Origin of the sequence: Nocardia sp. NPDC058176 (assembly GCF_042883805.1) — a bacterium.
Classification (GTDB): Bacteria; Actinomycetota; Actinomycetes; order Mycobacteriales; family Mycobacteriaceae; genus Nocardia.
Window position 1 is genome coordinate 766593 of the sequence record NZ_JBHVVA010000001.1, and the last position, 24796, is coordinate 791388.

30 protein-coding genes and 1 tRNA gene are annotated in these 24796 nt (G+C 65.2%); 25 read left to right on the forward strand and 6 right to left on the reverse strand.

Annotated features, from left to right (window positions below; genetic code table 11):
* Window positions 1-535: 535 nt before the first annotated feature.
* Window positions 536-2473 (reverse strand): UvrD-helicase domain-containing protein, encoded by a 1938-nt coding sequence (locus ACFVVM_RS03670; protein ID WP_387612616.1) that lies wholly within the window; start codon window positions 2471-2473, stop codon window positions 536-538.
* Complete coding sequence (locus tag ACFVVM_RS03675; RefSeq protein WP_387612617.1) at window positions 2470-4440, reverse strand: ATP-dependent endonuclease; 1971 nt, start codon at window positions 4438-4440, stop codon at window positions 2470-2472. Before ACFVVM_RS03675 ends, ACFVVM_RS03670 begins: the two co-directional genes overlap by 4 nt.
* Window positions 4441-4923: 483 nt before the next feature.
* On the opposite strand from ACFVVM_RS03675, the gene ACFVVM_RS03680 reads away from it, so the two are divergent.
* Window positions 4924-5085 carry a hypothetical protein gene (locus tag ACFVVM_RS03680; protein ID WP_387612619.1) on the forward strand — a complete coding sequence of 54 codons (162 nt, stop codon included), beginning with the start codon at window positions 4924-4926 and terminating at the stop codon, window positions 5083-5085.
* A 218-nt stretch (window positions 5086-5303) separates the two neighbouring features.
* Here the strand turns inward: ACFVVM_RS03680 and ACFVVM_RS03685 are convergent, their stop codons facing one another.
* Complete coding sequence (locus ACFVVM_RS03685; RefSeq protein ID WP_387612621.1) at window positions 5304-6341, reverse strand: hypothetical protein; 1038 nt, start codon at window positions 6339-6341, stop codon at window positions 5304-5306.
* A 634-nt stretch (window positions 6342-6975) separates the two neighbouring features.
* Here ACFVVM_RS03685 and ACFVVM_RS03690 point away from each other — a divergent pair.
* Window positions 6976-7524 carry an HD domain-containing protein gene (locus ACFVVM_RS03690; protein ID WP_387612622.1) on the forward strand — a complete coding sequence of 183 codons (549 nt, stop codon included), beginning with the start codon at window positions 6976-6978 and terminating at the stop codon, window positions 7522-7524.
* Here the strand turns inward: ACFVVM_RS03690 and ACFVVM_RS03695 are convergent.
* On the reverse strand, window positions 7517-7984 hold the full coding sequence (locus ACFVVM_RS03695) for an NUDIX hydrolase (protein WP_387612624.1): 468 nt from the start codon (window positions 7982-7984) through the stop codon (window positions 7517-7519). The two genes, ACFVVM_RS03690 and ACFVVM_RS03695, sit on opposite strands and share 8 nt — an antisense overlap.
* Window positions 7959-8726: a helix-turn-helix domain-containing protein gene (locus tag ACFVVM_RS03700; protein WP_387612626.1), complete on the reverse strand. Its 768-nt coding sequence runs from the start codon at window positions 8724-8726 to the stop codon at window positions 7959-7961. The genes ACFVVM_RS03695 and ACFVVM_RS03700 overlap by 26 nt, the downstream gene beginning before the upstream one ends.
* A gap of 151 nt (window positions 8727-8877) precedes the next feature.
* On the opposite strand from ACFVVM_RS03700, the gene ACFVVM_RS03705 reads away from it, so the two are divergent.
* The 22 genes from ACFVVM_RS03705 (at window position 8878) to xerC (ending at window position 23627) form a co-directional block, all read left to right on the forward strand.
* On the forward strand, window positions 8878-9087 hold the full coding sequence (locus tag ACFVVM_RS03705) for a helix-turn-helix domain-containing protein (RefSeq protein ID WP_387612627.1): 210 nt from the start codon (window positions 8878-8880) through the stop codon (window positions 9085-9087).
* On the forward strand, window positions 9084-9356 hold the full coding sequence (locus tag ACFVVM_RS03710) for a hypothetical protein (protein ID WP_387612629.1): 273 nt from the start codon (window positions 9084-9086) through the stop codon (window positions 9354-9356). The genes ACFVVM_RS03705 and ACFVVM_RS03710 overlap by 4 nt, the downstream gene beginning before the upstream one ends.
* Window positions 9356-9505, forward strand: coding sequence for a hypothetical protein (locus tag ACFVVM_RS03715; protein WP_387612631.1), 150 nt, complete (start codon window positions 9356-9358; stop codon window positions 9503-9505). The genes ACFVVM_RS03710 and ACFVVM_RS03715 overlap by 1 nt, the downstream gene beginning before the upstream one ends.
* Entirely contained in the window at window positions 9469-9879 is a 411-nt protein-coding gene (locus ACFVVM_RS03720; protein ID WP_387612632.1) for a hypothetical protein, read from the forward strand. The genes ACFVVM_RS03715 and ACFVVM_RS03720 overlap by 37 nt, the downstream gene beginning before the upstream one ends.
* 65 nt (window positions 9880-9944) lie before the next feature.
* Complete coding sequence (locus tag ACFVVM_RS03725) at window positions 9945-10187, forward strand: hypothetical protein (RefSeq protein ID WP_387612634.1); 243 nt, start codon at window positions 9945-9947, stop codon at window positions 10185-10187.
* Window positions 10184-10522: a hypothetical protein gene (locus ACFVVM_RS03730; protein ID WP_387612636.1), complete on the forward strand. Its 339-nt coding sequence runs from the start codon at window positions 10184-10186 to the stop codon at window positions 10520-10522. Before ACFVVM_RS03725 ends, ACFVVM_RS03730 begins: the two co-directional genes overlap by 4 nt.
* Window positions 10519-10923, forward strand: coding sequence for an RRQRL motif-containing zinc-binding protein (locus ACFVVM_RS03735; RefSeq protein ID WP_387612637.1), 405 nt, complete (start codon window positions 10519-10521; stop codon window positions 10921-10923). Before ACFVVM_RS03730 ends, ACFVVM_RS03735 begins: the two co-directional genes overlap by 4 nt.
* Window positions 10920-11996 (forward strand): helix-turn-helix domain-containing protein, encoded by a 1077-nt coding sequence (locus ACFVVM_RS03740; RefSeq protein WP_387612639.1) that lies wholly within the window; start codon window positions 10920-10922, stop codon window positions 11994-11996. Before ACFVVM_RS03735 ends, ACFVVM_RS03740 begins: the two co-directional genes overlap by 4 nt.
* Window positions 11993-13957, forward strand: a complete 1965-nt coding sequence (locus tag ACFVVM_RS03745) for a hypothetical protein (RefSeq protein WP_387612641.1) — start codon at window positions 11993-11995, stop codon at window positions 13955-13957. The genes ACFVVM_RS03740 and ACFVVM_RS03745 overlap by 4 nt, the downstream gene beginning before the upstream one ends.
* Window positions 13958-13988: 31 nt before the next feature.
* Window positions 13989-14612, forward strand: a complete 624-nt coding sequence (locus tag ACFVVM_RS03750) for a hypothetical protein (protein ID WP_387612643.1) — start codon at window positions 13989-13991, stop codon at window positions 14610-14612.
* Window positions 14613-14644: 32 nt separating this feature from the next.
* Window positions 14645-15031 (forward strand): hypothetical protein, encoded by a 387-nt coding sequence (locus ACFVVM_RS03755; protein ID WP_387612644.1) that lies wholly within the window; start codon window positions 14645-14647, stop codon window positions 15029-15031.
* A 29-nt stretch (window positions 15032-15060) separates the two neighbouring features.
* A complete protein-coding gene (locus tag ACFVVM_RS03760) occupies window positions 15061-15651 on the forward strand; it encodes a hypothetical protein (protein WP_387612646.1) in 591 nt (196 codons plus the stop codon).
* A 22-nt stretch (window positions 15652-15673) separates the two neighbouring features.
* The gene (locus ACFVVM_RS03765; RefSeq protein WP_387612648.1) at window positions 15674-17233 is read left to right on the forward strand and encodes a hypothetical protein; all 1560 of its coding nucleotides are present in this window, start codon (window positions 15674-15676) and stop codon (window positions 17231-17233) included.
* A gap of 2 nt (window positions 17234-17235) precedes the next feature.
* Window positions 17236-17637: a hypothetical protein gene (locus ACFVVM_RS03770; RefSeq protein ID WP_387612649.1), complete on the forward strand. Its 402-nt coding sequence runs from the start codon at window positions 17236-17238 to the stop codon at window positions 17635-17637.
* Window position 17638: 1 nt separating this feature from the next.
* A complete protein-coding gene (locus tag ACFVVM_RS03775) occupies window positions 17639-18043 on the forward strand; it encodes a hypothetical protein (RefSeq protein ID WP_387612650.1) in 405 nt (134 codons plus the stop codon).
* A complete protein-coding gene (locus tag ACFVVM_RS03780) occupies window positions 18043-19104 on the forward strand; it encodes a toprim domain-containing protein (protein WP_387612651.1) in 1062 nt (353 codons plus the stop codon). The genes ACFVVM_RS03775 and ACFVVM_RS03780 overlap by 1 nt, the downstream gene beginning before the upstream one ends.
* A gap of 31 nt (window positions 19105-19135) precedes the next feature.
* The gene (locus ACFVVM_RS03785; RefSeq protein ID WP_387612653.1) at window positions 19136-19561 is read left to right on the forward strand and encodes a hypothetical protein; all 426 of its coding nucleotides are present in this window, start codon (window positions 19136-19138) and stop codon (window positions 19559-19561) included.
* Window positions 19558-20448 (forward strand): DUF2637 domain-containing protein, encoded by an 891-nt coding sequence (locus tag ACFVVM_RS03790; protein WP_387612654.1) that lies wholly within the window; start codon window positions 19558-19560, stop codon window positions 20446-20448. The genes ACFVVM_RS03785 and ACFVVM_RS03790 overlap by 4 nt, the downstream gene beginning before the upstream one ends.
* Window positions 20445-20687 (forward strand): helix-turn-helix domain-containing protein, encoded by a 243-nt coding sequence (locus tag ACFVVM_RS03795; protein ID WP_387612655.1) that lies wholly within the window; start codon window positions 20445-20447, stop codon window positions 20685-20687. The genes ACFVVM_RS03790 and ACFVVM_RS03795 overlap by 4 nt, the downstream gene beginning before the upstream one ends.
* Window positions 20684-22096: a DNA cytosine methyltransferase gene (locus ACFVVM_RS03800; protein WP_387612656.1), complete on the forward strand. Its 1413-nt coding sequence runs from the start codon at window positions 20684-20686 to the stop codon at window positions 22094-22096. Before ACFVVM_RS03795 ends, ACFVVM_RS03800 begins: the two co-directional genes overlap by 4 nt.
* A 38-nt stretch (window positions 22097-22134) precedes the next feature.
* Window positions 22135-22407, forward strand: coding sequence for a helix-turn-helix domain-containing protein (locus ACFVVM_RS03805; protein ID WP_387612658.1), 273 nt, complete (start codon window positions 22135-22137; stop codon window positions 22405-22407).
* On the forward strand, window positions 22407-23627 hold the full coding sequence (gene xerC, locus ACFVVM_RS03810) for a tyrosine recombinase XerC (RefSeq protein WP_387612659.1): 1221 nt from the start codon (window positions 22407-22409) through the stop codon (window positions 23625-23627). The genes ACFVVM_RS03805 and xerC overlap by 1 nt, the downstream gene beginning before the upstream one ends.
* A 42-nt stretch (window positions 23628-23669) precedes the next feature.
* Here the strand turns inward: xerC and ACFVVM_RS03815 are convergent.
* Window positions 23670-23746, reverse strand: a tRNA-Pro gene (locus ACFVVM_RS03815).
* Between the two features lie 436 nt (window positions 23747-24182).
* Between ACFVVM_RS03815 and ACFVVM_RS03820 the strand changes: the two genes are divergently transcribed.
* The gene (locus ACFVVM_RS03820) at window positions 24183-24788 is read left to right on the forward strand and encodes a hypothetical protein (protein ID WP_387612661.1); all 606 of its coding nucleotides are present in this window, start codon (window positions 24183-24185) and stop codon (window positions 24786-24788) included.
* Window positions 24789-24796: the final 8 nt, after the last annotated feature.

A 24796-nucleotide genomic window follows, 5' to 3' on the forward strand; every position in this document is an offset into this window, starting at 1 on the left:
ACCGACCGAGGTCAGAGGGGTTTTCGCTGTCGAGGTTAGCGGACGGTACTTGAAACAGTGGGAACCGGACTGGCTGAAGACGGTCATCGCGAAGGTGGATCCTGCCCCGCCCCGCAAGCACCCGACGGCAGGTGGCAGCACAGTGAAGCGGCGGCGGTTGGATCGTCGGCTGTCGCCTGATGTCATTGCCGAGGTGGTTGCGGGGCATCACGACGCTCATCAACGAACCAGCTGTGCGAGCGGTTTGGGCTGTCGAAGGGTGGATTGCTCAAGATCATCCAGGAGCACGGGGTGCAGATGCGCAACCAGCGGATGACGAAGGAAGAGATCGATCTCGCCGCCGACCTCTACCAAGCGGGTGACTCCGTAAGGACCGTAGCGGCCAAGCTCGGCAAGGCAAAGGGCAGTTTCTGGAAGGCGTTGTATGACAGAGGAGTGCAGCTACGACCATCGACTCGATAATGCTGTACGCGGTCTAGATACCAAAAACTACCGTTCGACGGAAAGTCCGAACAGCTGTGGTACCTTGACAACTCTATTTATGGACTATCTCGGAAACTCCTGCTTCGTCCAACATCTTAAACAAGTCTGCAATCTTGCCGGTACGAGCAAGCGTCGTCGTGGTGGTGAAAATCAGCCGATGAGCGGCCCGAGATAGACCTACAAAGAATGTCGATATCGATTCGCTACGATTGCGCTCGTGGCTCCACCATTGTTGATCATCCAGTCCTAGAAAAATGACTGTGTGGTACTCAAGGCTTTTGCTGCGGTGTGCCGTAAGTAGCACGACTGCTTGGGATGCTTCAAAGCGTTCGAAAACATCAATCCACAATCCTCCAGCCTCGGCTACGTTCGCTATGCGTGCAATGAAAGCGTCGACAACAACGTCTAACTCTTCGCCGGGCGCCATTGCCTTTACATATCGCTGCAAGGCTTCTCGATCTATGAGCTCAAGCAGGTAGCAAACAGCTTCTTCTGCGGACTCTTTGGTCGGCGGGGTCAGTTCGAGCCAGCTGCGCAGTGATTTTGTGATTTCAGCCAATTTATCGCCGACTTGACGGAGGGCTAGATCGTCATCCGCAGCTCCGTCAATACGGGTCAATATTGCCGAGGCCTCGCGCCATACTGTTACCAGACCCCTCGGTTCGGCGGCTAAGCAGAATAACCCCAGAAGCAAGCGGGTTGCCTCGTGCTTCAGGAGATCCTGCAATCTCATCTTCCCAACCGATTCATCGTCGTTTCGCACGCTTATCCCGTGGAGCGCAAGACTGGAGCGGAATAGCGGCTCAAATTCGGCGATCTTCTGTCGGGCAAGTAGCGCAAAGTCAGCCGGCACGCGACCCGATGCAGCAATGTCCTGAGCTATCCAGTTGGCTATGAAAGTAGCTTCGCGGTTAGAATTCGGAAACCGCCATATCACAGCCGGATCGTGTCCAACTTCAGTAATTGCTTTCGATATTGCTGGCATGCTTTGCGCATCCAGCACACTCGCCACGACATGCTGCAACTGGACCAGCTCATCGCTGGAGCGGAAGTTCCAAGCGAGAGGGTAGGATGCGGCCTTGAACGTGGTAGTGAAGCGTTCAACTGCGTGAGGTAGAGCGCCGGCCCAGCCCATAATTCGTTGCTTACTATCGCCAACTGCTGTCACGGTGGGATCATTGCCAAAGACGGACTCTACAAAATTGAACTGAGCGCTTGTCGTGTCCTGGAACTCGTCGATGAAAACAAAAGGATATGTAACCCTCAAAGCACGTCTGAGCTGAGGTGTCGAACGTACAATCAGTTCCGAAAGTCTATTGATCATAACGAAATCAACGTATGCGCTACCCTCCCGGAGGTATCGTGCATGCCACCATGCGCGAACCGCATACTCAACCGGATCTGAAGGGTCCTCAGTCCAAGATGACTTTGGCAATTCGTGCCCACCGACAATATCTGCTAGAAATCTCGTTGGCTGAAGTGCGGCAATTCTATGCCGAAGCGCTACTGGCGCTATAGAAGCCGTGTCGTTTAGGAACCTGCCGACATCTGAGTCCTTGGCGTATCGGATCTCGTAATCTTCGTCCTTCCGCCAATCGGTAGGAAGTGCGGGAGAAAATCGGTCTAATAGCCCCTTTGTGAAAGCATCGAAAGTCATCGATACAAAACGCTCGGCGTGTTCCGGGACTCGGGTGGCGACTCTGCGCCTGAGGTTGGCGGCCGCATCCCGTTTGAATGAGATTGCCAGAATCCGATGTGGCCATGAGCAAATCCCGGTTTGTAGCAGGTACGCAGCCCTCTGGGCGAGGAATTCGGTCTTGCCCGCGCCCGGTCCAGCTACGACTGCCACGTTTCCACTGTCCCGCAGAGCCTTCCAAGCCGCCGGCTCTAGATCGTCAATCTCGATCGGCAGCCAATCCTCAGTCGGAACGAAGCGACTTGAGTTCGGGGCACGTAGATGCTGAGCAGGAGATACGCTGATGTGTGTCATATCCCGACCTCACGCTGGATGTGCCCGACAAGCGCCACCACCGCTTCCGGTCCGCTCTTCCGCAACTCATCGTCGGTCAAGCGACCGAGAGCCCGGAGGTGGCTACTGGGCTTGGATCGGTTGGTGAAAAGATACCGGTACCACCGAAGTCGTTCAGCACGCATGGAGTCACTCCAGTAGTCTGGTTGGGTCGGTGACTTTCCTATTACGGCATCAGTGGCATCGGACTTATGCGGACCGATCTCGTCGTCTTCAAGTTTCTTATAGGCATCGGGGTATTGCTCCAGCATCAGATAATCGAGATCAAGGGGGGCGCCAAAGAAGATGCCGAACTTGCGCAAATGCATGAGGATCGGCTGCAGCACATCGAGTTCCAATTCATCACCAATGGCTGCGACGTTGTCGTAGCCCTCAAGGTCGGCTAGTGGTTCGATGCCGTTTTCGATCAAACGGTTGCAAGCGTCTCGAAGCCGTGCTGGTCCAGCACCATCACGACCGTAGTCCAGGTCGAGCAGTGTTGCGTGAGGTATCTTAAGGTCGTTGAGCAGTCTCCACATGTGGTTCGTGTGTCGACCGCCGAGTGGAACTACTGCCACAAACGATGAGTCGAGCGACACCCCTAGAGCCTCGGCAACGCGGGGGATCACGATTTGCTCTGTGTCACCTTCACCGAGCACAACGAACTTGGCAAAGTACAACTCTGGATATGCGTGTACTGCCTCCCGCAAATACTTTCCGGCCTCGGTATCGTCGGTCGGCAGAATAATCTCGTGGACGGCAGCAGTTGCGCTATCAGATCCATGACGGAAATGGCGCACAACCTCAGGGCGGATGCGGGTGAAGACGCTCGCGGAGTGGCTGGACAGAATTACCTGTGTTGCGTCATCATTGCTCAAATCCTGCAACTGATTCACGATGCGGGACAAGAAGAATGGTGACAAGCTGTTCTCCGGCTCCTCAACAGCTATCAAAGTGAGATTCGGAAGACGGGCAGGCTCCAGAGTGAACTCGTCGTCATGATCGCCATTCACCACTGCGGCTTCGACATCGAGAGTCGCTGCCGTGAGTGCAAGATACAGTAGTGATCGCTGACCATCGCTCAGTAGCCGCGCAGGTCTAGGCGATCCCGTGGGATCGGGCTCGAAGACCAATTCAGAGTTGCGAACCAACTGGTTCAGCTCACCGTCAAGCAGCCGAAGTCTTGGGGATGCACTCGTGCCTGCATCGTGCAGCTCTTTCCACCGGTTGGTTAGAGCTGTTTCGACAGCCTCGACGACCGGCTCCTTTGTGAATTTTCCTGCAACTTCAGACGCGCTACTGCTGACCAAATCGCGTAGTTCCGTGGACCATTGCGCAGCCCGCCAAAGCCGACTGCGCAAGAACGTTGTGACCTGGCGGGCCCCATCCCGCGAAGCGGGTATATACACCATCTGAATACGGCTTCGTTCCGCAGGAGTCAACGGTGCCCAATTATTGTCGCCATACTGAACAACGAAAGTATTCACGACCTTGCGTGTATCGGTTATCGCGCCGTCTACAGTGCCGTCGTCCACCCATTCGGCGTCCAGAACAATCCTGACCTTCAGGTTCGACTCGTCTGTAGCAGCCATGCGCTGGAAAAACTCAGGAACGGCTCGGTTTTTTGCTGCTGGCACCGAACTGGTTGATTGATCGTCATCGTCGTCCGGCTCCTCAGTATCAAGCTCAGGGAACGCAAGTACTACCTCAACAGTCAGCTGGCGTGTCGCCGGAGCTACGGTCTCGTCGAACGGCACATGAAAATCATCAACTCGAACAGTCCGCTCTTGTGTCGTAATACCAAACAACCGCAATAGGGCCTGGCAAGCGGCAGTTTTGCCAGATCCGTTGGGCCCGACGAACGCGGTTAGACCATCATCGAACCGAATGGTATTCCGACCGGGTCCGAAGCACTGGAAGTTGACCAGTGTGACACTCTCGATGAACATTGAGACACGTCCTGTTGTGGAAGTCGGCAGTATTCGCGCAGACAAGGATAGCGACCGCGCAGCGAACATCCCAATTGACGCTACAACAAATTTGTTACCGGGCAGTCGGTATCTTTTGGAGCGGCAGGTAGCATTCTGCTCCCTACCATTGCGATATGGTTCCGCTGCGCGATCCAGGCGGGCAGCCACGAGGTGCTGTCCGAGCGTCCAACACCGCTCGCCCGAGCCGATCCGGCGAAGCTTGTTCTCGTAGACGCAGTCGCCACATAATGGAGTGTCCGGTCGGGTACGGCAGGTCAGGAACCCCATGGGATGCTGCCGAGCTGACACCGAAGGGGATCGAGCTATAACAACATCCCGCTCCGGCACCCAAACAAAAGCCACCCCGCCGTGAGGCATCACCCACCCATCGAGCCGAAAACCAATCTTCCTTCGGCGCCACGACTCCGGCACGCCGGACTAACCTGGGTGGCAGACGCCGGGGTGAGTTTGCACCTGCTGCAGAAGATCGCTGGTCACGCCGCCAGCCGGACCACTGAGCGCTACCTCCACCCGGATCAGCGCGAGGTCACCGGGGTGAGCGACAAGCAGTCAAACCAGCTACGGTCCCGTTCTGGTCCCGCTCTCCGGGTAGTGGGAGAATGAGAAATCCCCCTCCGACCGAGGTCAGAGGGGGATTCCTTCTGTCGGGCTGACAGGATTTGAACCTGCGACCACCTGACCCCCAGGGCTGGTGACCAGATATTTCCGCACGTCATACGCGGATTGCGTCGGGGCCGAGCTGTGGTGGACCACGCAGTGTTCACCTGCGCGCATCGCGTGTGGTCCCCACCTGGTCCCCAACGTCGCCGTGAGGTCGAACCTTAGATCGTGCTGTGAAGCTGCGCTAGCGGTCTGGCATGTTCGACCGCCTCAGCGGCAACCTCCAAAGCCAGCGTCGCCACGTCAATCGAAGGCTCGGCTCCTGCGTGTACTGCTAGATTGCGGACCTTCGCCAGCTTCTCCTCAAGCCTGTTGCGAGATGCGGTAATGCCCCCGAGTGCGCGCACCAGCTTTCCCAGCTCGGCGACGCCAGGGCATCGGAGCAATAGTTCGCTCTTGACTGCGGTATCTGTGCTGCGCAGCAGGCGGTCTAACTGGTTAGTGAGGGCAACCTCTGCGGCAGTGCATCCATCGATCACGGCGCGCCGGGTCTGACCAGCTTCCAACCATGAACGGGCATCGCGGAGATACTGCCACTCTTGGGGAAGGACTGCGCCTTCTCCGGCGGCGCGGAACGACGTTGTCAGCTCCTCCAGCGACGGCAGCTGAATCAACCTAGGAAATCGGAAGATCCCATGGCTCGTCCAGCTCACAGGCTTGACCTTGCCATCTGCGTGTTGCAGGTAGGCGCTGTACCGAGCGCCAAGAATGCCAGGTTTTCGACGTCCGTGTCGTAGGAGGTTGAGCTCGGAGTATATGTCCAGCCACATCGAAGCTCGTTCCCACCAGTTGTCGAGGTCGCCCTCGATCATCTCGCACGTATGCGACGCGTCCTCGTCCGTACCGGTGGTAGTGAATGTGAAGCCCACCATCGCAACCCGAGCGCTTTGAGGTATCCCCGCAGAGAAATGACTGATCGAACCCCAATCCGGTAGTTCATGGTCGGAGTCCGTCCGTCGTGGCGGGTACGCATAGTGAGACTCCGGGGCGACCAGGTTCGACTGGCTTCGGGACGGATCTTCTGGCGTTGAAGGGAACTTGAGAGTCAGTGCCTGCTCACCGATGACGGTGGGGTAGGACCGGCCTAAGCACTCGACCGCAACAACAAGTCCCTCGGGACATTCGAATCGCCCTTCGACTACACGGGGGGTTTCGGTAGCGGCGGTCTCGGAGGAAGAGGCATGCGTGTGCTCGCTCACGCTGATCATGATGGCAGACCGGTAGTGCTGCGGAATGCCGTTGATTGTCAGTCATCGACACAGCAGGACACCGCCGCCACTTGTCTGGGACTCATCCGGGATACGTCCGGGAGTCGTCCGGGACATGGGAAGTCCGGGACGTGTCCCGAACGGCACCGTCAAATCTGGTGTCTGACCTGGGCGCTTCGCGCCGCCTCCCTCCCCACCCTGGCAGACACTCTCTAACGCTTCGCTGTCAGAGAGTGTCTGCCAGGGTGGGGAGGGAGGCAAAAACCAGTAAGTAGGTGAGGAGTTAAGAAGTGATGTGAGAGTTGAGAAGAGAGAAGAGAGGACCACAAAGGGGGCTGAGTTGGGTGGGTGGTTCCGTCAGGGTGCGCCTGTTGCGTTCTCGACGTGGTTGGGTGCGCGGGTGGCGTTCTGTCGAGCGGCGGCGGTTAGGGACGCGCGTCGTGAGATCTGATCACGAGTCGACGGCGGTGCGCTCGGTACGCGCTTCGGTCCCGGGGTACCAATCAGGTCGCGGTGCGGTCAGCTCGGGGCGGTATGGACCACAAGCAAGGGGTGGGTCCGCCGGGCGAAGCGGATCGTTCGCCCTCGACACGGGGACCTTGTGCTGCTCGCTACCGTAGATGCTATGACCGATGACGTCGTTGGTTGGGCTGAGGGCGTCGCCCGGATGTGCCTACGTGATCTGCCGCGCCGACTCCAGCATGTCGAAGGCGTGGCCCGCCGCGCTGCTGAGGTGGCTGGCGCGGTTGACGACCCGGAACTACTCGTCGCCGCCGCGTGGCTACACGACATCGGATACGGCGCTGACCTCGCGACGACGGGGTTCCACCCGGTCGACGGCGCCGAGTTCCTGCGCGCGCAGGGTGCGCCGCACCGGTTGTGCGCCCTGGTAGCGAACCACTCATGCGCGTGCGTCGAGGGGCGCCGCCGCGGCGTGCCGATCCTGTGGGAGGACGAGCTGACACCGTTGCGGGACGCCCTGTGGTGGGCAGACATGACCACAACTCCGACCGGAAAGCCAACGACCGTCCGCAGTCGAATCGCGGAGGTTCTCGACCGGTACGGTCCCGACCACATCGTGTCGGCGTCGGTCGCGGAGTCAACACCCGAGCTGGTTGCCGCAGCCGACCGCACCGAGACGGTTGCACGGCTGGCGGGTGTCGAGGTCAGGTGAAGTACGGCGTTCCCGATTCCAGGCCCCGCGTGATTCGCAGCTTGATGGACGGATGGATGTCGAGCGATTCGGCTTCGGCGGGGGTGACCCACAGGACCTCCTTGGACTCATCGCTGGTGCGGAGAGTTCCGCCGGTCGGCAGCGCGCGGAAACAGATCGAGAACTCCTGCCGGACCTCGCCATCGTCGTAGGCGATGACATGGTCGGGGTTTGAGAACACCCCGACGAGTTCGGTGACCTCCACGCTGATCCCGGTCTCTTCGAGGACCTCGCGAACAACCGCTTCGCTGACGGTCTCGCCCGCCTCGAGGCCGCCGCCAGGAATCGCGTATCGGTCGTTGTCCGTACGCCGGATCATCAGGATTCGGCCCGAATCGTCGAGTATCACCGCGCTGACCGCCACCTTGATGGTGTTCGGCCGCGGCGCGGCAGGGTCATGGAAGTAGTCGGTTCGTCCCATCTGCGCAGTCCTCCGTCGCTGTTGCCCACACATGCTCAAAACTAGTCATGTACGTGTCGAACAGGTCGCCCGCGGGGAGCTGGCGGATGTGCATTGCCGGGTTGTGCGCACCGGGCTGGCCATAGGTGTGCATGTTGACGATCATCTCGTCGTCGAACCGAAAGATCGAGTTGTACAGCGTGGTGTCGTGATAGCGGAGTTCTACTCCGTCGATTTCACCCAGGTGGCGCACCAGCGCCAGCGCGTTGCTGATGCGCGAGCCGACAGTTCCTGAAGCTAGGCGTTCCTCGGCGCTTCGCTTATCCGCCTCCGGCGCGGTCGGCCGACCGAACATCATCCGGACTTCCAGCCCTTCGCTGGTCCGTTTCTTGACCGCTTTGGTGAACTCGGGCTCTTCGGCGAGGAACAGTCCTGCAAGGACGAGGATGTCCAGCCGCTCTGCGGTTGAGGCAAGCAACCGCCGCCAGAGATCGGACGGAATGTCATTCCGATGCGGGTAGACGGTGATGACCTCGGACTCGCTCACCTCGACTCGCCGTTCCGTCGACACGGAATCCGGCCAAAGGTACTTCTCGGGTTCCTGCAGTAGCGACGCCACGGTGTGTCGGTGGCGCGGGTACGGAATGCGCCCCTTCGTGATCCAGCGTTCGACGGTTTTGGGCTCGACGCCCGCACGGTCGGCGACGTAGGCAATGGACAGGCCACTGCGCAGGAGCGCTTCGCGAAGCCGTTCGTTCACCATCACTCCTCCGAGGGACGTCTAGGGACGTCTTCACTGTACGGCAGACGTCTCGGAGTTGTCCATGGAAATCCCACGGTGCGGCGATAGGTCCCCAAAATTCCCGAAAAGTGGTGAAAGGCAGGAACTTTCCCACTTTGACAGGAGATGGAACGTGGATAAATCCGCTACCGAGTCGCGAGACCTGATCAGCTTGAAGACGGCTGCTGCGCTGATCGACGTCGACTCGAAGACGATCCGGAACTGGATTGCGGCCGGAGACATCGCCGGGTACCGGATCAACGGTCGTCTGCTCCGCGTCGAGCGCGCTCAACTGTTGGCGCTCGTCCGTCCCGCCGAGTTGACCCCGGGCGGTGTGGCATGAGCACGCCGACCGAGCGCACCTTGCAGGCGCGGATCGCCGCTCCCGAGTCGTGGGCGCGAACCGGTGACCGCAGCAAGCGGACCAACAACGCGCGCGCCGCGGGGCAGAGCAAGTTTGACCGTCTGGTCGACCCCGATGGGCTGCTGAGCCCGGAGGAGCGCGCGTACCGGGCCGATCAGGCTCGTAAGGCGCACTACACCCGGCTCGCCCTCAAGTCCGCGCAATCGCGCCGGCGTGGCCGCGAGCGTCGTCGGGGCGGTGAGTTCTGATGCGGGCCAAGACGTTCGCGACCGCGGTCGCGTTGCTGTCGATCGGGTCGCTGGTGCTGATCGCGCCGGACGCGTTCGGGTTCATCCTGATGCTGGTCGGTGCCGTGTGGCTGTGGCGGGCGTCGAAGCGGGCGGGGCTGCGGCGATGAGCACCGAGCACGGCCAGGAGCCAGTCCACGATCCGATCGACCTGCTCGACGAGCTGGATTCGATCATCCGCGCACAGGAGGTGCTGCGGCAGCGCACGATCGCGTTGCAGGCCCGCTACGCGGCGTTGGAGCCGGTCGCTGACCGGTTCTACCAGCCGAATCCGAACCCCCGGCTGAGCGACTTCCCGCAAGAGTACGGCTCGATCAACGTCGCGCATACGGCCGAGCGGCTCGGTCACGCGGCACACGACATGGGCCTGACCACGAAGTACGCGCTGTCTCCTGCTCGTGAGGTGGCTGAGAAGGTGCGCGAGTACCCGCAGCCGGAGCGGTCGGTGGCGCGGCCCGAGGTGGATCGGCGGCGGTCGCGGTGAGCGGCGGCGTGTTCCGGTCGCGGCCGGAGGACCGCAACGAGGTCGGGCGGAGCGCGTTGGGTTCGATGACGCGTCCGGAGTTCATGGGTGTCGGTGAGGTGTATCGCCCGCTGGGCCTGTTGCCGCCCGCGCTGCGGTTGGTCGTGCTCGCGGGGTTGGTCGTGGTCGGGATGTACGGGTGCAGCGTCGCCTGGGTCGACCAGCAGCACTACCAGCCCTCGCTCAACATCTGCCGCACCGCCGAGGACGGGGTGCGCGTCGCTCAGGTCGAGCCGTGCCCGGCCGGTCCGGTCGGAGTGGCGCGATGAGCGCGGCCGAGCGGCAGCACGCCGCGATGGAGCGCGCACAGCGGGACCGTGACCGCCTCGACGTGGTGCGCGGGGTGCTGGCGGACATGCACGAGGCGGCTTGGGAGTCGATGGAACGCGACGACTTCGCCGCGACCGAGACCGAGTGGCGCAAGCTCGCTGAGGTCGACAAGGTCCGTCCATCGGTCGAGGCCGACCACGCCGTCGCGACGGCGCGCTGGCAGGCCGCGGCGGCACCGGTCGAACCGGTGGTGCGGGTGGAGGCGCGGTTGGCGCCGCAGCGTCGGGTGATCGGTGCGCGTCCGCGGTCGCGGGGGATCGAGCGGTCGCGATGAGCAAGTACTCGGACCCGGAGGGGCGCCGGTTCGGTGTGCCGACCTATCCGTGGGGCATGGCGCCGGCGCATTTGCGCACGACCCGCCAGCTCGCGGCCGAGGGGCGGCGACCGGGCGGGGAGTACGAGGCGCAGGTGCTGCGTGCGCGGCGGGGCCGGGACCCGTTGAAGGCGCACCTTTTCGACGTCAATGAGGCCAAGCCCAAGCGGGTGCCGACCGCCGCGCAGCGCGAGGCGTTGCAGATCGCGCGGTGGACGCAGTCGGCGAACGCGGCCGAGCGCCGTGGCGTCGACGCGACCGATATGCGCGAGCTGATCGAGGCGGCCAGGCGGGACCTGGCTGCACGTCACCAGAACCGGGGCGCCGAGCGGGCGCGCCCGGGAAGGGAGCGAACACGATGATTGACCACAAGCAGAAGGTGGCCCGGTGGGGGGCGCTGGAAGTCGAAGCGCGCGACGAGGTCATCGCCGGTCTGCGTGATTCGGGTCTGACTTATCAGGACATCGCGCGTGTGCTCGGGGTCCGGGCCCGTCGGGTCGAGGCCACGCTCGGCGAGATCACCGCCCTGCACGGTCGCGGGTTGAGTTTGAGCGAGATCAGCGCACGGGTCGGGTTGCCCCGCAGCACTGTTCACGTCATCGCGGGCACGAAGCAGACCCTGTCGACCAGTCGCAGGACCACGGTGCTCGCGGCGTTGTCGGACATGCACGGCATGCAGCTCGACACCCTGGGCTGGTTCCTGGGGATGGAACGCAACCACGTGTATTCGCTGGTCGCGGACCTGGTCAGGGCGAGTGAGGTGTTCGAGCTCAAGCAGGTCCAGCCGGGCGAGAAGTGGGTGGTGCCGACCCGGATCACCGCGACCCGGTATCTGGGGTGGCGTCCGGCCGAGTGGCAGCCGCCGCTGATGTTCGCCGAGCACTACCGCGCCGTCGCCCAGGCCCGCGTGATGCTGGTGGGTTCGGACCCGAAGCTGTGGGTTTCCGAGCGCACGCTGCGCCACCGCGTCCAGTCGGCCGAGGCCGGACCACGGGCCAAGCAGACGACCGTGTCGAGTGGCCGTGACCCGAAGTCGGGCCGCCCGCACATCCACGATGGCCGGTTCCTCGGTGTGGTGGAGAACCGTCACGGCTGGTGGGCGCTGGAAGTCGAGTTGTCGAAGAAGGACCCGGCCGCGATGGACATCGCCTTGCGCGGTGCGATCCGTGCCGCCCGCGATGCCGACACCGAGGCGATGGTCGGCGTGCTCTACCTGTGCCGCACCGCGTCGGTGTCCGACAACGTCCACGACGCCGCGGGACGGCTGCCGACCGAGTTCAGCGGGTTGACGTTGGACCTGGTCATTCACGACTTCGACGCCTATTGGTCGCGCTGGCTCAAGAACTACACCGCGCGCCGCGAAGCCGCCAAGGCCGCGTCGCCGAATCGGCGCCGCCGCACCCTCATTCATCTCACCCAGCAGGAAGCATCATGACGTGCAAGGCCCTCATCACCGCAAATGACTGCTCACCGGTGACCACCCCGGTCATCGTCACCGAAGCCCCTGTCGAGCCCGCCGCGCCGGTGTCCGGAATCAGTCCGGCTGCCCCGCCGGTCGAGCCCGGTGGGCTGAATCTGCCCGAGCTGCCCGACCTTTCGGGGTTGGCGCACGTGGCCGGGACCTCGGCGGTGCTGGCGTTCGTGGTGATCGCGATGCTGCTGTTCATCGTCGCGGTCGCCACCGCGTGGCCGTTGGACCCGCACCGGTTGCGCAACTTCGCCGTCGCGAGCTTGGTGTTGCCGCTGTCCTCGGTGGTTGTCGGCGGGTCGTGGTCGACGCCGTGGACGCTGCTGTGGACCGGCGCGGAATCGGTCGCCGCGGCCGACTTCACCGGGCTGGTGCCGATGCTGGCGGTCGCCGGACCGGCCGCGATGCTGCTCGCCACCTTGTGGTGGGCGAAGTTCCTGGTCCAGAACGCGAGCGTTGGGCAGAAGTCCCTGGCCCGGACGGAACGGATCCGCTCGGCGATGGCGACCCGTCGCAGCCAGGCCGCTGCCCGTGCGGCGAAGCTGGGCGCCCCGTACAGCACTGGCGATTCGATTGTGCTCGGTGTGCTCTCGGAGCACGTGAGCGCTGAGCCGGGCGGGTTCTGGCGGTCGCTGACCGCCCGGCACATGCAGTGGCTGACCATCCCGCACGCCGACGTCAAGCGTCACGTCGGGATCGTGGCCACGACCGGCGCGGGCAAGACCACGCTGCTGGAACGGCAGTTCGTGTCGATCCTGACCACGGAGTGGCGGGCGTGGCAGCGCTGGAAGGACGTGCCGGTCATGAGCGGGCGGCACCCGCGCCCGCTGGTGGTGATGATCGCGTGCAAGGGCGGCGAGGACGACCGCGTGCTGGGCGAGACGCTGCGCCAGGACGCACTCGCCCTCGGGGTGGAGGACGAGCGGATCGCGTTGGTGCCGTCGCGGGACCGCCTCGACATCTGGGCGATGCCGCCGCGGGACATGCGCGGTGTGCTCAACGACCTGATGGTCGGCGGTGAGTCCACCACCTCGGAGGGGCAGCACTTCGACGAGATGCGTAAGCGCATCGTCACCTTGGTCGTCGACGCCCCGATCGGCCCGCCGCGGTCATCGCAGGAGTTCCTCGCCCGCCTGGACGCCCAGGTCATCGTCGATGCGTGGGGCGGTGCTCCGGATGTGGTGCGCCAGGTCGAGGCCTTGCAGGCGGAGAAGGTGCCCCAGCTCGACGACGCCCTGATCAAGATGAGCAACCTGTTCTCGCTGTTGGAGGACCACAACGGCAACGGGGTGTTCGACGGCGGCAAAGACCTCGACGACCTCGACGTGCTGTTCGTGACCGTGCCGGGCATGGACCCCGACTCCGGTCGCGCCCAGGTCGCCGCGATCATCCGCATGGTCATGCAGCGTGCCGGACGCACGGCCAAGGACCAGCGCCGTTCGGTGTCGCTGATCATCGACGAACTCTCGGCGGTGGCGACGCAGTCGCAGGCGATCGGGCTGGAGAACGTTGCCGAACGTGGCCGCTCCCAGGGTGTGGCGCTGACTTTCGCTGCCCAGTCCCAGGAGGGCGTCGCCCGCGATCAGTGGTCGCTGAACCGGCTGCTCAAGGCGTGCGCCGGCGGACTGATCCTCGGCTACAGCGAGAACGCGGGCGATATCTGCAAGCACTTCGGGTCGATCCGGTCGGCAATGCCGTCGCGGCACCTGATCAAGGGCCAGCGCCACGGCGACGAGGGCTCGATCTCCTACGGCGAGAAGTGGCTGGTCGACCCGGATCGGGTGCGGCAGATGGCCACCGGCGAAGTCGTGTGGGCCAAGCAGGGCCACGCCTACTACGGCCGGGTCGTCCCGGTCGACCGCGCCGAACTCAAGCCCCTTCCCGGCACCCGCGCCACCGACGCCGCGGCCGAACCCGTCGCCGTCTGAGCGACCCACCAACCCACAGAAAGGCCACGCCATGCGCATCATCCGCGACGACAACAACGACGACCACGAGCACAACCACGACCACGAGCACGGCCCGAATCGTCGGCCCGCGTCCGAATCCGACGCCGCGGCGATGGCCGAAACGCTGGTCGACGAGGCCGAGGCATTCCTCGCCGGATTGGCGCAGGCCAACCCGCACCAGCCCGAGTCGGAGCCGAAACCGGTTGCGCGACTGGTCAAGTCGCTGACCGGCGAGCCTGCACCGCAGGTGCCGGTCGAGGACGACAACCTGCTGCCCGCACTGCGCCCGCAGCCCGCTCCGGAACTGGCCCAGGCCGGGCGCCGGATGCCGCGGTGGGCACGCCGGGCGCTGCCGGGCTCTGTGCTTGTGGTCGCTGTCGCTGTCGCGGTGACCCACGGGCAGCCCGCAGCGGTCGCGATCCCGATCGACATCTACGCCGGTGCATGGGTCGGGTTCCTGTTCTGGAACGCCGCCCACCGCCCGCCGCTGCGCGAGGTCGCCGAGGCCACGGTCACCGGCGTCATCGGGCTTCTCGGTGCCGTGCTGGCGCTGTTCGCCCACGGTATCCGCGCTCTGGTCACCGGCATCGGTACTCGCCGCGACCGGTTCGAAACCACCCGCACCGCCCACTGACCGAACCCGACCACAAGGAAGGAGCACCAGCCATGCCCGACAACCACCCCGACCCGATCCTGCCGATCCCCTCCGACCTGCACCTGAACACCGAGGACGCCACCGAGGCCCTGCACGAGGTACGCCGCCAGGTCGCCCAGCTCGGGCAGCGTTACCGCGACCTGCTCGCCGAGCCGGAGTCGCTGCGCACCGACGACCTGGGCCGACCGATCGCCCCGGCCGAAGCCGTCAACTGCGCGCTGATGTGGCTGGAAAGCACCGACCGCGCCCTGTCCGCGGCCGAGGACGGCATCGGCCACGCCCGCTCCTACACCACGCGGCTGTCGCTGACCGAGCAGGCATGCGATGAGCGCGAGCAGCGCATCGCCGACCGCCAGGCCGCAGTCAACCGCCGCCGCGACATCCGCCGCGCGCGCTGAACCCACCTACTCCACGAAGGAGAAACCTGATGTCCTACAACAACATCCATCCCGTCACGATCGGTGTCAGCGCCGGAGTTCTTGCGTTCGCCGCGCTGGTCGCACTTGTCGAGTACGACCCGGTCAACCCGATCGCCGACCGCTTGGCCCAGTGCAAGCTCACCCCGGCCGAGCGCGCCGAGCTGGCCCGCATCCAGCACGAGGACCGCGAGAAGTCCCGCGAGTTCAAGGCGCGGCAGGCACGGCGCGCCGCCGAGCGCGCCGAGACCGATGCGGCCGATCTGGCCGGGTTCGACCCTGACTTGCTCACCACACCCGGGCTGGTCGCGACCGCGGCAGGGCTGACGGTCAGCGAGCTGGCCGCCGAAATCGTCGCCGCCGAGCGCACCGAACGCACCGAACGCGAGGCGCCGACCGGGTCGCTGCAACAGGTCATCGCCCGGCGGGCGCATCACCGTGCTCTGGATTGCGAATGGCACCGCCGCGACGCGTTCGAGGCCCGGCTCAAGCTCTCGCGATCCGAAGCTCTGCGCCACCGCATCGCCGCCGAGAAAGTCCAGGCCGCCCGCAGTGCGCCGTATCTGCCGCTGCCCACTGTCTTCCCGTTCGTCGAGAACTGACCCAACAAGAAGGAGAAACACCATGTCCGAACGTCCCGTCGAAGACGAGATCATCGACCAGGCACGCCATTTCGGGCGCGCGTTGATGGCGATGGCTTCCCAGCACGGCCGCGCCGTGACCTGGATCGAGCAGCGCCGTATCCGCAAGGAGATCAGCCGCGCCCTGCGCCAGCAGCGTCACGCCGAACACCTCGAACGCCAGCGTGAGCGGATGTGGACCGAGCAGGCGGTCAACCGCTACCGCGCCCACGCCCAGGCTGTGCACGTGCGCCGCAACCACCCCGAGGTCGACGCCGACCGGCGTGCCCGTGATCAGGTGTCGCTGCGAGACCACGCCACCGACCTGCAACAGCGGGTACTCGACCGCCGCGGGTTGACCCCGGTCGAGCAGGGCATCGCCCTCGACGGCATCGACGCCGCGACCGCGTTCCCCAACCACAGCCTGCGGGGCAACAAGGCGCTGTTCGCCGGGGCCAAGCGGGTCAAGGGCATCGACGCCCTGCGCTACCGGGCGAGTGTGGCGCGCACGAAGGCCGAGATGCCCCAGCGCCGCGGGGAACTCAACCAGCAGCACCGCGAACTCTCCGCGATGCGAAGGGCTCGGACCGACGCACCCGCCTCCATTCGTCCGATGAACCGCGACACGGTCAACGACCGGCCTCGGTCGACGACCCGTGAGCAGCAGGAGGCTGCCGTCCAGCGCCTGCGTCAGGCGCAGCTCACCTGGGATATCAACGCACCCGACGCACATCCAGAGGCGTGGCGCCGCTACGACCGCTGGGTCAAGACAGCCGCGCGCGCGGCTGCCGAGGCGGGAGTTTCGCCCGAGCGGATCGCTCACGAACGTGAACACGCGGTCGAGAACTCGAAGTTCACCGCGAGCGTGTACGCGCTGCGCCCCGACCATGACCAGGTCGAGCTGGCCCAGAGCCTGCACCCGACCCAGCGCGACGCCGCGGCCTGGACACACCGCACGGTCACCGCAACCGAGTGGGCGCCCGGGACCGCGCTCAAGGCCGTGGTCCACGAACGCGACGTCGTCGAGCCCGTCCACACCATCGACGGCACCCGCGAGCAGGTCAGCGCGCAGACCGAGCAGTGGACGAAACCGCCACGAGAACGCCAGAACGAAACCCGCACGGCGACAGCGGAACCCACGCCCGAGGCGGATCGGTTGGCCGCGGTCGAGAAGCAGCTCAAGCAGATCGCCGAGGACCGGGACCAGATGACCTCGCGGGTGCTGATGCTGCAGCGCGGTCTGGACTCTGTTACCGCCGACCGCGACGACATGCGTTCCAAGCTCGACGCCGCCGAGGGCCGGATCGCCTCGCTGACCAACCGCAACCAGCGGCTGGCCGCCGAGATCGATGAGGTCCGCCGCGACCAGGAGCCCCTGCGCGCCGAGCGCGACCAGTTCAAGACCGAACGCGACGAGGCCGTGGCCCGGCTGATCAAGCAGACGCCGGCGCGGGATCGGTTCGGCAGCAACGAACGCGTCGCCGCCGCGGCCACCAACACCCAGGAAATGCCCAACCCCAACCTCAACGGCCAGGCCCGCAACGGCCGTGAAAGGAGCCACTGACCATGCAGCGCGAACACGAAGAGCTGATGCGCGACGACTTCGCCCGCTACATCGGGCTGTCCGAGCAGGTCGAGCAGGGTCTGTTCGACCGCGACAACCCGATCCCCACCGAGCAGCGTGACGCGCTGCACGCCCAGCAGGACGAGCTGCGTGGTCGCTGGGAGCAGGGCCCGCACGCCGAGCACTGGAACTACCTGTCCGACGCCCACGACGACTGGAAGCGCTCGCCGAAGGTCATGGCGCGAATGCTCGACGACATCGCCCACAACGGCGGTGCCGGGGTCAGCGAGGTCGAGGAACGCAGCCAGGCCCAGGCCGCCGCGCTGGTCGCGCGTTCGGCCGAGCGTCAGCCCGAGCGGCGTGTGAGCAAGCAGGCCCGCTCCGGTATCGAGCGGGGGCGCTGAGGTGGACCACAACGACGAAGAGATGATGCGCGAGGACTTCGCCCGCGTCGTGCGCTTAGAAGAACAGATCGCGGATCGGTCCGGGCCAGAGGTGTCCGAGGACGTCGAATTCAGCCTCGACGTGCTCGGTGGCGAGCATGCCCGTATCCGCAAGAGCTGGGCGAGCGGGCCGCACGCCGAGCACTGGGGCCACCTCGAAGGCGCGTACGCCGCGTGGGACTGGCTGGACTTGACCGAGCTCAACGCCGATCTGCGACACGGTCAGGCACGCGGGCTGACCGAGATCCAGCAACGCAATGTTCTGCAGGCCGGCGAACTGCACGCCCGCCGTGATCCGCAGCTGCGCAAGCAGATCGCGCAGGCGATCCGGGACCGGGCACCACGCCGGATCGAGCGGAGCCGCTGATGAACCCGCAGCCCGAATACGCCGGACGCTCGTGGCGGGTGATCATCGACGCGCTCGAATCCCACCACTACGGCCCCGGTAAAGGGTCCGGGCAGCCCGAGGCGTGGAACCGGTACATGTGCCCGGTCCACGAGGGCGACGGCGCCCACCACACACCGAGTTTGGGTGTGCGGTATGACCCGCGTCAGGCCAAGACGATCGTGCGGTGTTTCTCCGGGACACGCTGTGACGACGCCGAGGTCATGGGGCGGATCGGGCTGCGGGTGCGCGACATGTGGGATCGGCTGCCGGAGCGAGCCCGCAACAGCGGCACCAGCTTCGGCGGCCGATCGGCCACCACCACCGCGGCCAGGACGCCGCGGCAGGTGTTCAGCCGCGCCGAGCAAGCGATCCTCGCGGCTCATTTCGAGCGCCCGACCAAGCCGGACTTGGGCGCCCAGATCGGCCCGGCCGAAGTCGCCGATACCTACGTCTACCGGTGGCACACCGGCCAGGTCGAGGGAGCGGTCGTGCGGATGCACACCCCGCACGAACACGGCACCGCCAAGAGCTTCTTCCAGAAGCACTGGACCGGAACCGAGTGGGAGAACACCGGATTCGCGCCGCTGCCCTGGCATCTGGGTGATGTGCGTGAAGCCCTCGACACCGGTCGCGAGTTGTACGTCTGCGAGGGCGAGAAGGACGTTCAGCGCGCCCGCCGGGCCGGGCAGCTCGCCACCTGCAACGCGATGGGTGCCGGGAAGTGGACGCCCGAGCACGCGAAGTGGCTGCGGGGAGCGGGCCGCGTGATTGTGGTCGCCGACCGTGACCGCGCCGGATACCGCCACGCCGGCAAGGTCGCCGACAGCCTCGAAGGCCATGTCGGCGAGGTCCGGGTCTTGCAGGCCCGCGACGGCAAGGACCTGTCGGACCACCTCGACGCCGGACACGGCATCGACGAACTCGAACCGGTCCGCTACCTCGACCGACCCGGATTCCAACACCAACACCAGCACCAAGCCGCGGCGCCCGCGAGCCGAGGCCGCGACCCGTCCACCACCGACCGCCGCCGCGCCCGCTGAACAACACCGACCACAACGAAGGAGCAACCTCATGACCACCACCAACTTCGGCCAGCGTTTCCGCCAGGCCGCCCGCCCGGCGCCCGCGTTCACCAAGAAGACCCAGCCTGGGACCACGGTGACCGGAACCATCACCGCCATCACCGAGGAACCCAAGCTCAAGTTCGACGGCGCACCCGGCGAGATCGAACTCGACGACGACGGGCAGCCGGTAATGCAGCTCATCATCACCATCTACACCGGGTCCGGGCCGAAGAACCTGTTCGTGTCCTGGCGCATGGAACAGGCCATCGGCCGCGCGTTCACCGCCGCCGGCGCCGAGGAGTTCGAGCTCGGTGCGGCCCTGTCGGTCACCTATACCGGACCCGATCCGGAGTACCCGAAGGCCCGCATGTTCAACGCCACGTACCGCCCTGCGAAGGTCGCCAGCACGGCGACCGGACAGGGTGCGCAGTGAACGCGACAGCTGCCGGTGCGTACCCAGTGCACAGCGACGACGCTGCGCACCGGTCCGCACCGAGCAGTGCACAACCCGCAGCACGCGACCACAACGAGGTCGCCGCGGTCCGGTTCTTCTGGGGCGAGCTGATCCTGGTCGCCGCGATGTCGATCGGCGGCAACGCCGTGCACGCAGTGCTCAACGCACCGGCCGGAATGGCTGTTGTCGCCGCGATCGTGGCGACATTCCCACCGATAGCGTTGCTCGCAGCAACCCACGGCGTCGGCCTCTTGGTCCGCGCACGGTCCTCGGCGAGCCTGGCCTACTGGGCCGTTGTGGTCCTGACCGGCCTGATTGCAGTAGTCGCGTTCCGGCTCTCATTCGACGCCCTGCGCGAGCTGGCCGTCCAGGTCGGGATGAGCGAACACCTGGCATGGCTGTTCCCGGTGATCATCGACGGCGCGATCGGACAGGCCACCGTCGCCCTGTTGGTGCTCGCCCGCAAGCAGCGCACCGAGCCGGACCAAGTCGTGCGCACCGATGCGCAGCCGGTGCACAGCCCGGAATCGGTCCGCACCGTCTCGGTACGGGAGGTCCACACCGAAACCCGCGCGGTCACCACCGAAACCCCAACGGCACCGGCGATCGGGACCGTCGAACCGGCCGCGATCACCACCGCGGTGCACACGGTGCACACCGATCGATGGGCCCAGGTCGCCGAAATGGTGTGCAACGCAGATCCGGCCGGGCGACGCGATCCGGACAAGGTCGCCGAGATCCTGCGACTGCGTCACGACGACGGACTGTCCCACGCCCGCATCGCCGAACAGGTCGAGGTGTCCGCGTCGACAGTGACCCGCACCCTCAACGCGGCAGCCGAGGTCGTCGAGGGTGATGCACGGTGACGCTGCTGTATTTCCGACTCACGATCGCGGGGCTGGCCGTCGAGGCCCGCATCGGTGACTGCCCACGAGCATCGGCCTCGGTATCCCGGCCGATTCCCTCGGTCAGCGCAGATCGAGACACCCGCATCCGCGAAATGCACCAGCGCGGGCTCTCCACACGAGAAATCGGCGCGGAAATCGGCCTGCACCATTCGACAGTCGCGCGCATCGTCACCAGCACAGAAAGTCCCGAATCATGATCACCCTGACCGACCTGTTCTGCGGCGCCGGCGGATCGAGCACCGGCGCCACCCAGGTCCCCGGCGTGGAAGTCCGGTTGGCCGCGAACCACTGGCCGCTGGCAGTCGAGACCCACAACACCAACCATCCCGACACCGACCACGACTGCGCCGATCTGTCCCAGGTCGACCCGCGCCGCTACCCGCGCACGGATGTGCTGTGGGCGTCGCCGGAGTGCACCAACCACTCGGTGGCCCGCGGTCGGCGCCGCAACATCGACGCGACGCCGGACCTGTTCGGCGAGGTGCTGCCCGACGCCGCGGCCGAGCGTTCGCGGGCGACGATGTGGGACGTCGTCCGCTTCGCCGAGCACCACCGCTACCGCGCCGTTGTGGTCGAGAATGTCGTCGACGCCGCGAGGTGGGTCCTGTTCGCGCCGTGGCTGACCGCGATGGACGCCTTGGGCTACCGCCACCGCGTCGTCTACCTGAACTCGATGCACGCCAGCGCAGCCGGCGACCCCGCACCGCAGAGCCGCGACCGCATGTACGTCGTGTTCTGGCGCATCGGTTCCCCGGCACCGGACTTGGACCGTTGGACCAGGCCGCGCGCGTGGTGCGCGAGCTGCGACCGCGAGGTCGCTGCGGTGCAGGCGTGGAAGAACCCCGTCCGACGGTGGGGTCGCTACCGGGCGCAGTACATGTGGCGGTGCCCATCGACGACCTGCCGCAACAGCGTCGTCGAACCCGCCTGGTTGCCCGCGGCGTCGGTGATCGACTGGAATCTGCGAGGTCAGCGGATCGGGGATCGGTCGAAGCCGTTGGCGGCCAAGACAATCGCTCGCATCGAGGCCGGTCTGGCCAAGCACGCGCGTACGGCCTGCCTGATTCCAGCGGGTGGGACGCGGCGGTCAGCCGGTACGCCGGTGACCGACACGTTCCCGACCCACACCACCCGCGAGACCGACGCGTTGCTGGTGCCGGTAGAAGGCCGCGACGGCAAGGTAGCGACGCCCGTCACCGCGCCAGTGCGGACGATGACGACCAGGTCGGAGACCGCGGTGCTCGTCCCGTACTACGGAAACGGCACCGCCCGCACCGCCGAGGCGCCGCACGGCACGGTGACCACGCGGGACCGGTGGGCGATGGTCGTTCCACTGCGTAACCACAACACGGCGAAGCCCTTGACCGAACCGCTCGACACCGTCGCCGCAGCGGGCAACCATCACGGCCTGTCGACCGTGGCGGCGAACTTGGAGGACTGCGAGTTCCGAATGCTCGAACCGTACGAGATCAAGCAGGCCATGGCGTTCAGCCGCAGCTACGTCCTCGGCGGCAACCGACGCGAGCAGGTCCGCCTCGCAGGAAACGCCGTCACACCACCCGCCGCGCGCGACCTCATCTCTGCGGTCACAGCTGCGCTCGTCTGAATGAACTGCCCGAACTTCATGGAAGGAGAAGCACAAACATGACCAGCACGTTCCCCAGCGACAGTACACAGCACGCCACCAGGATGGCTGACGTCAATGATGACGCGCGACTGAACGAAAGCTCCTGGTACACAACAGAGGAGGTCGCGGCGCTACTCAAGGTGGACGCATCGAGCCTGCGACGCTGGCGAACCGCGTCGCCGCCGCAGGGGCCGCCTTTCGTCCACTTGACCGGCAGGGTTACGCGCTACCTCGGTTCCGACGTCCTCGCCTACCTCCGGCGGAACCGCATCGATCCGGCGGCTGCCTGATGGACACCACAGCGGTGAATGTGGTCCCGCTCGGTGTCGAGATCCGGGCGGATATCGAGGAACGCAACCGGGCGAAGCCGTTTCGCGCGCGCGTGCGGTGGACTGACCCGGTTTCGAAGGCCCGCCCTTCGAAGTCGGAGTCGTTCGACACGCGAGACGATGCTGAGGCATGGATCGAGCGGATCAAGGCGGCCGCCGCTCGGGGCGTCGATCCGAAGACCGCGACGGCGACGTTGAAAGACTACGGGACCGTGAACTGGGCGGCGGCGATGCGCGGAATCGAGGCCAAGACGGAAGGGGACGCTTACAAGCCGGCGTGGAAGCATCGAGTAGTGCCTGCGCTCGGGCACCTGCCGGTGACGATGATTTCCGCCGGTGTCGCAGACCGGGCGGTCATGAACTGGATAGCCAGCGGGGTCAGCAAGTCCGCGGTGAAGAACAGCTTGGCGGCGCTGGCGCGGGTGATGGACCAGGCCGTCCGCGACGAGGTGATCGAACGCAATCGCGTTGAGGTTTCCGGGTGGCAGCGCCAGTACGAACGGTTCGAGGACGAACTCGACGACCCCAGGTCTCTCGCGCTGCCGGACTGGTCGACTCTGGTTGCGCTCGGCGATGCGCTGGTAGCGAGATCGGCGGACAATTTCCAAGGGTGGGGCGATGTGGTGATGTACGCCGCCTGCACTGCGGTTCGCGTCGGCGAAGTATCCGGTTGCCGCGTCGGGGACATCGATACCGAGCAGTGGATATGGACACTGCGCCGACAAACCTCACCTGGGCCGGGCGGTCTGATGGACAAGGGCACCAAGGGAAAACGCTCGCGTCGAATCCCGATCATCGAGGAAATCCGTCCGATGGTGATGAGGCGAGTTCAGTCCCGGAAGGGCGACCCGTATGCGCGCCTGTTCGTCGGTCCCCGCGGTGGCCGAATCCAGACGGGCGTCTTGCGCCGGGCAACCCACTGGGACGAAGTCGTCACCGCACTCGGCTACGAGCACCTGCGGCGCCACGACCTTCGACACACGGGGCTGACGTGGTTCGCCGACGCGGGAGTGCCGTTGCACCGGCTTCAGCAGATCGCCGGCCACACCGACCCGCGGATCACCCAGCGGTATTTGCACCCGGACATTCAGGGTCTGCAGAACGACGGCGAACTGTTGTCCAAACACCTGCAAGCACCGCATCGGTCCCCAAATGGTCCCCAACTCAGGTTGGTCCAGTAACAGCAAAATCCCCTCCGACCCAGGTCGGAGGGGATTTTTGCATGGTCGGGCTGACAGGATTTGAACCTGCGACCACCTGACCCCCAGTCAGGTGCGCTACCAAGCTGCGCCACAGCCCGTTCTTGCCCCCGTTGCCGGGTGCTCGAAAAGATTACCGCACCACTCCGGTTAGGTACTAATCGGCTGGTAGATGGGGGTTTTTGGTGGGCAGCGAGCCGTCCACCGGGAAGGCCCGACCCCCGCAGGTCGCCGACGCCATCAAGGCGGGCCCCGGAGAGGTTCCTTACGGCGACTGTGCGGCCTACTTCGGGTGAGGGTGGGCATCGTGACACGCGTGTGGGCCCGGCGGATCTGTCGATCCCTCGGGCCTGCGATAGGTGTTGTCCTCATGCTCGAGATATGAAACAAGTTGTGGTGCAGTGATATCCGGCCGACACGAACAGAGCACATTCTGTGAAACCCGACCATGAGTGCCCGGTGGAATGCGAACCTCGATAGGCAGACCCGTGGCTCGTGAGACACCGGTGCGGGGCCGATACGCCGAAAGGACATCTGATGGCTGTCAACAGGTTGGTCATCCCTGAGCTCTGGGTCGACTATCCCAAGGTCCGCACCAGTGACCTCACTCTGCAGAGGCTCATGTCCGGGCATGCTCAGGGCGTCTCCTACGCCACCGGGCACACGGCGGATCGGCTCAGTGTCGTCACTCGACTGGTCGGTGGCACCTTCAGCGTGAACCGTAAGGGCACCAATGTGCTCGTCAGCGACGAGGAGGGTGATGTCATCGAGAAATGGCCGCTCAACCTGCAGGTGAGTGGCCATGACTTCATCTTGACGCCGAAGATCCTGGAAGAGGGCCAGCGGCTCAAGCTCACTCTCACCACGATGGATGGTCAGCCCGTGTCCAGTCCCGCAACGCCCGCCGGTGGTGCCGCCGCGCCGGGAATCGCGCTGCGCAGTCCGAGGAAGGAATCGGATCTCACGAGAAGCATCATGGGCATCGGTTTCTCCACCGGGGCCTTCATCGGCGCGGTGATCGGCGGCATCATCGCGCTGCCCACCTTGGAACTCGCGGGCATCGTCACCATCCCCGCGGGACTGTTCATCGGCGGTGCGGCCGGCACGCTCGTCGGCGGGATCATCGCTGAGATCGTCAGCTGATCGGCTCG

Bases quoted from the DNA above. Each gene is read 5' to 3' on its own strand.
- ACFVVM_RS03710 (WP_387612629.1), top strand. From the start codon at position 9,084: ATGAGCACGCCGACCGAGCGCACCTTGCAGGCGCGGATCGCCGCTCCC.
- ACFVVM_RS03675 (WP_387612617.1), bottom strand. From the start codon at position 4,440: ATGTTCATCGAGAGTGTCACACTGGTCAACTTCCAGTGCTTCGGACCC.
- ACFVVM_RS03820 (WP_387612661.1), top strand. From the start codon at position 24,183: ATGGCTGTCAACAGGTTGGTCATCCCTGAGCTCTGGGTCGACTATCCC.
- ACFVVM_RS03735 (WP_387612637.1), top strand. From the start codon at position 10,519: ATGAGCAAGTACTCGGACCCGGAGGGGCGCCGGTTCGGTGTGCCGACC.
- ACFVVM_RS03800 (WP_387612656.1), top strand. From the start codon at position 20,684: ATGATCACCCTGACCGACCTGTTCTGCGGCGCCGGCGGATCGAGCACC.
- ACFVVM_RS03715 (WP_387612631.1), top strand. From the start codon at position 9,356: ATGCGGGCCAAGACGTTCGCGACCGCGGTCGCGTTGCTGTCGATCGGG.
- ACFVVM_RS03745 (WP_387612641.1), top strand. From the start codon at position 11,993: ATGACGTGCAAGGCCCTCATCACCGCAAATGACTGCTCACCGGTGACC.
- ACFVVM_RS03740 (WP_387612639.1), top strand. From the start codon at position 10,920: ATGATTGACCACAAGCAGAAGGTGGCCCGGTGGGGGGCGCTGGAAGTC.
- ACFVVM_RS03700 (WP_387612626.1), bottom strand. From the start codon at position 8,726: ATGGTGAACGAACGGCTTCGCGAAGCGCTCCTGCGCAGTGGCCTGTCC.
- ACFVVM_RS03725 (WP_387612634.1), top strand. From the start codon at position 9,945: ATGACGCGTCCGGAGTTCATGGGTGTCGGTGAGGTGTATCGCCCGCTG.
- ACFVVM_RS03750 (WP_387612643.1), top strand. From the start codon at position 13,989: ATGCGCATCATCCGCGACGACAACAACGACGACCACGAGCACAACCAC.
- ACFVVM_RS03770 (WP_387612649.1), top strand. From the start codon at position 17,236: ATGCAGCGCGAACACGAAGAGCTGATGCGCGACGACTTCGCCCGCTAC.
- ACFVVM_RS03670 (WP_387612616.1), bottom strand. From the start codon at position 2,473: ATGACACACATCAGCGTATCTCCTGCTCAGCATCTACGTGCCCCGAAC.
- ACFVVM_RS03755 (WP_387612644.1), top strand. From the start codon at position 14,645: ATGCCCGACAACCACCCCGACCCGATCCTGCCGATCCCCTCCGACCTG.
- ACFVVM_RS03765 (WP_387612648.1), top strand. From the start codon at position 15,674: ATGTCCGAACGTCCCGTCGAAGACGAGATCATCGACCAGGCACGCCAT.
- ACFVVM_RS03730 (WP_387612636.1), top strand. From the start codon at position 10,184: ATGAGCGCGGCCGAGCGGCAGCACGCCGCGATGGAGCGCGCACAGCGG.
- ACFVVM_RS03785 (WP_387612653.1), top strand. From the start codon at position 19,136: ATGACCACCACCAACTTCGGCCAGCGTTTCCGCCAGGCCGCCCGCCCG.
- ACFVVM_RS03695 (WP_387612624.1), bottom strand. From the start codon at position 7,984: ATGGGACGAACCGACTACTTCCATGACCCTGCCGCGCCGCGGCCGAAC.
- ACFVVM_RS03805 (WP_387612658.1), top strand. From the start codon at position 22,135: ATGACCAGCACGTTCCCCAGCGACAGTACACAGCACGCCACCAGGATG.
- xerC (WP_387612659.1), top strand. From the start codon at position 22,407: ATGGACACCACAGCGGTGAATGTGGTCCCGCTCGGTGTCGAGATCCGG.
- ACFVVM_RS03690 (WP_387612622.1), top strand. From the start codon at position 6,976: ATGACCGATGACGTCGTTGGTTGGGCTGAGGGCGTCGCCCGGATGTGC.
- ACFVVM_RS03780 (WP_387612651.1), top strand. From the start codon at position 18,043: ATGAACCCGCAGCCCGAATACGCCGGACGCTCGTGGCGGGTGATCATC.
- ACFVVM_RS03760 (WP_387612646.1), top strand. From the start codon at position 15,061: ATGTCCTACAACAACATCCATCCCGTCACGATCGGTGTCAGCGCCGGA.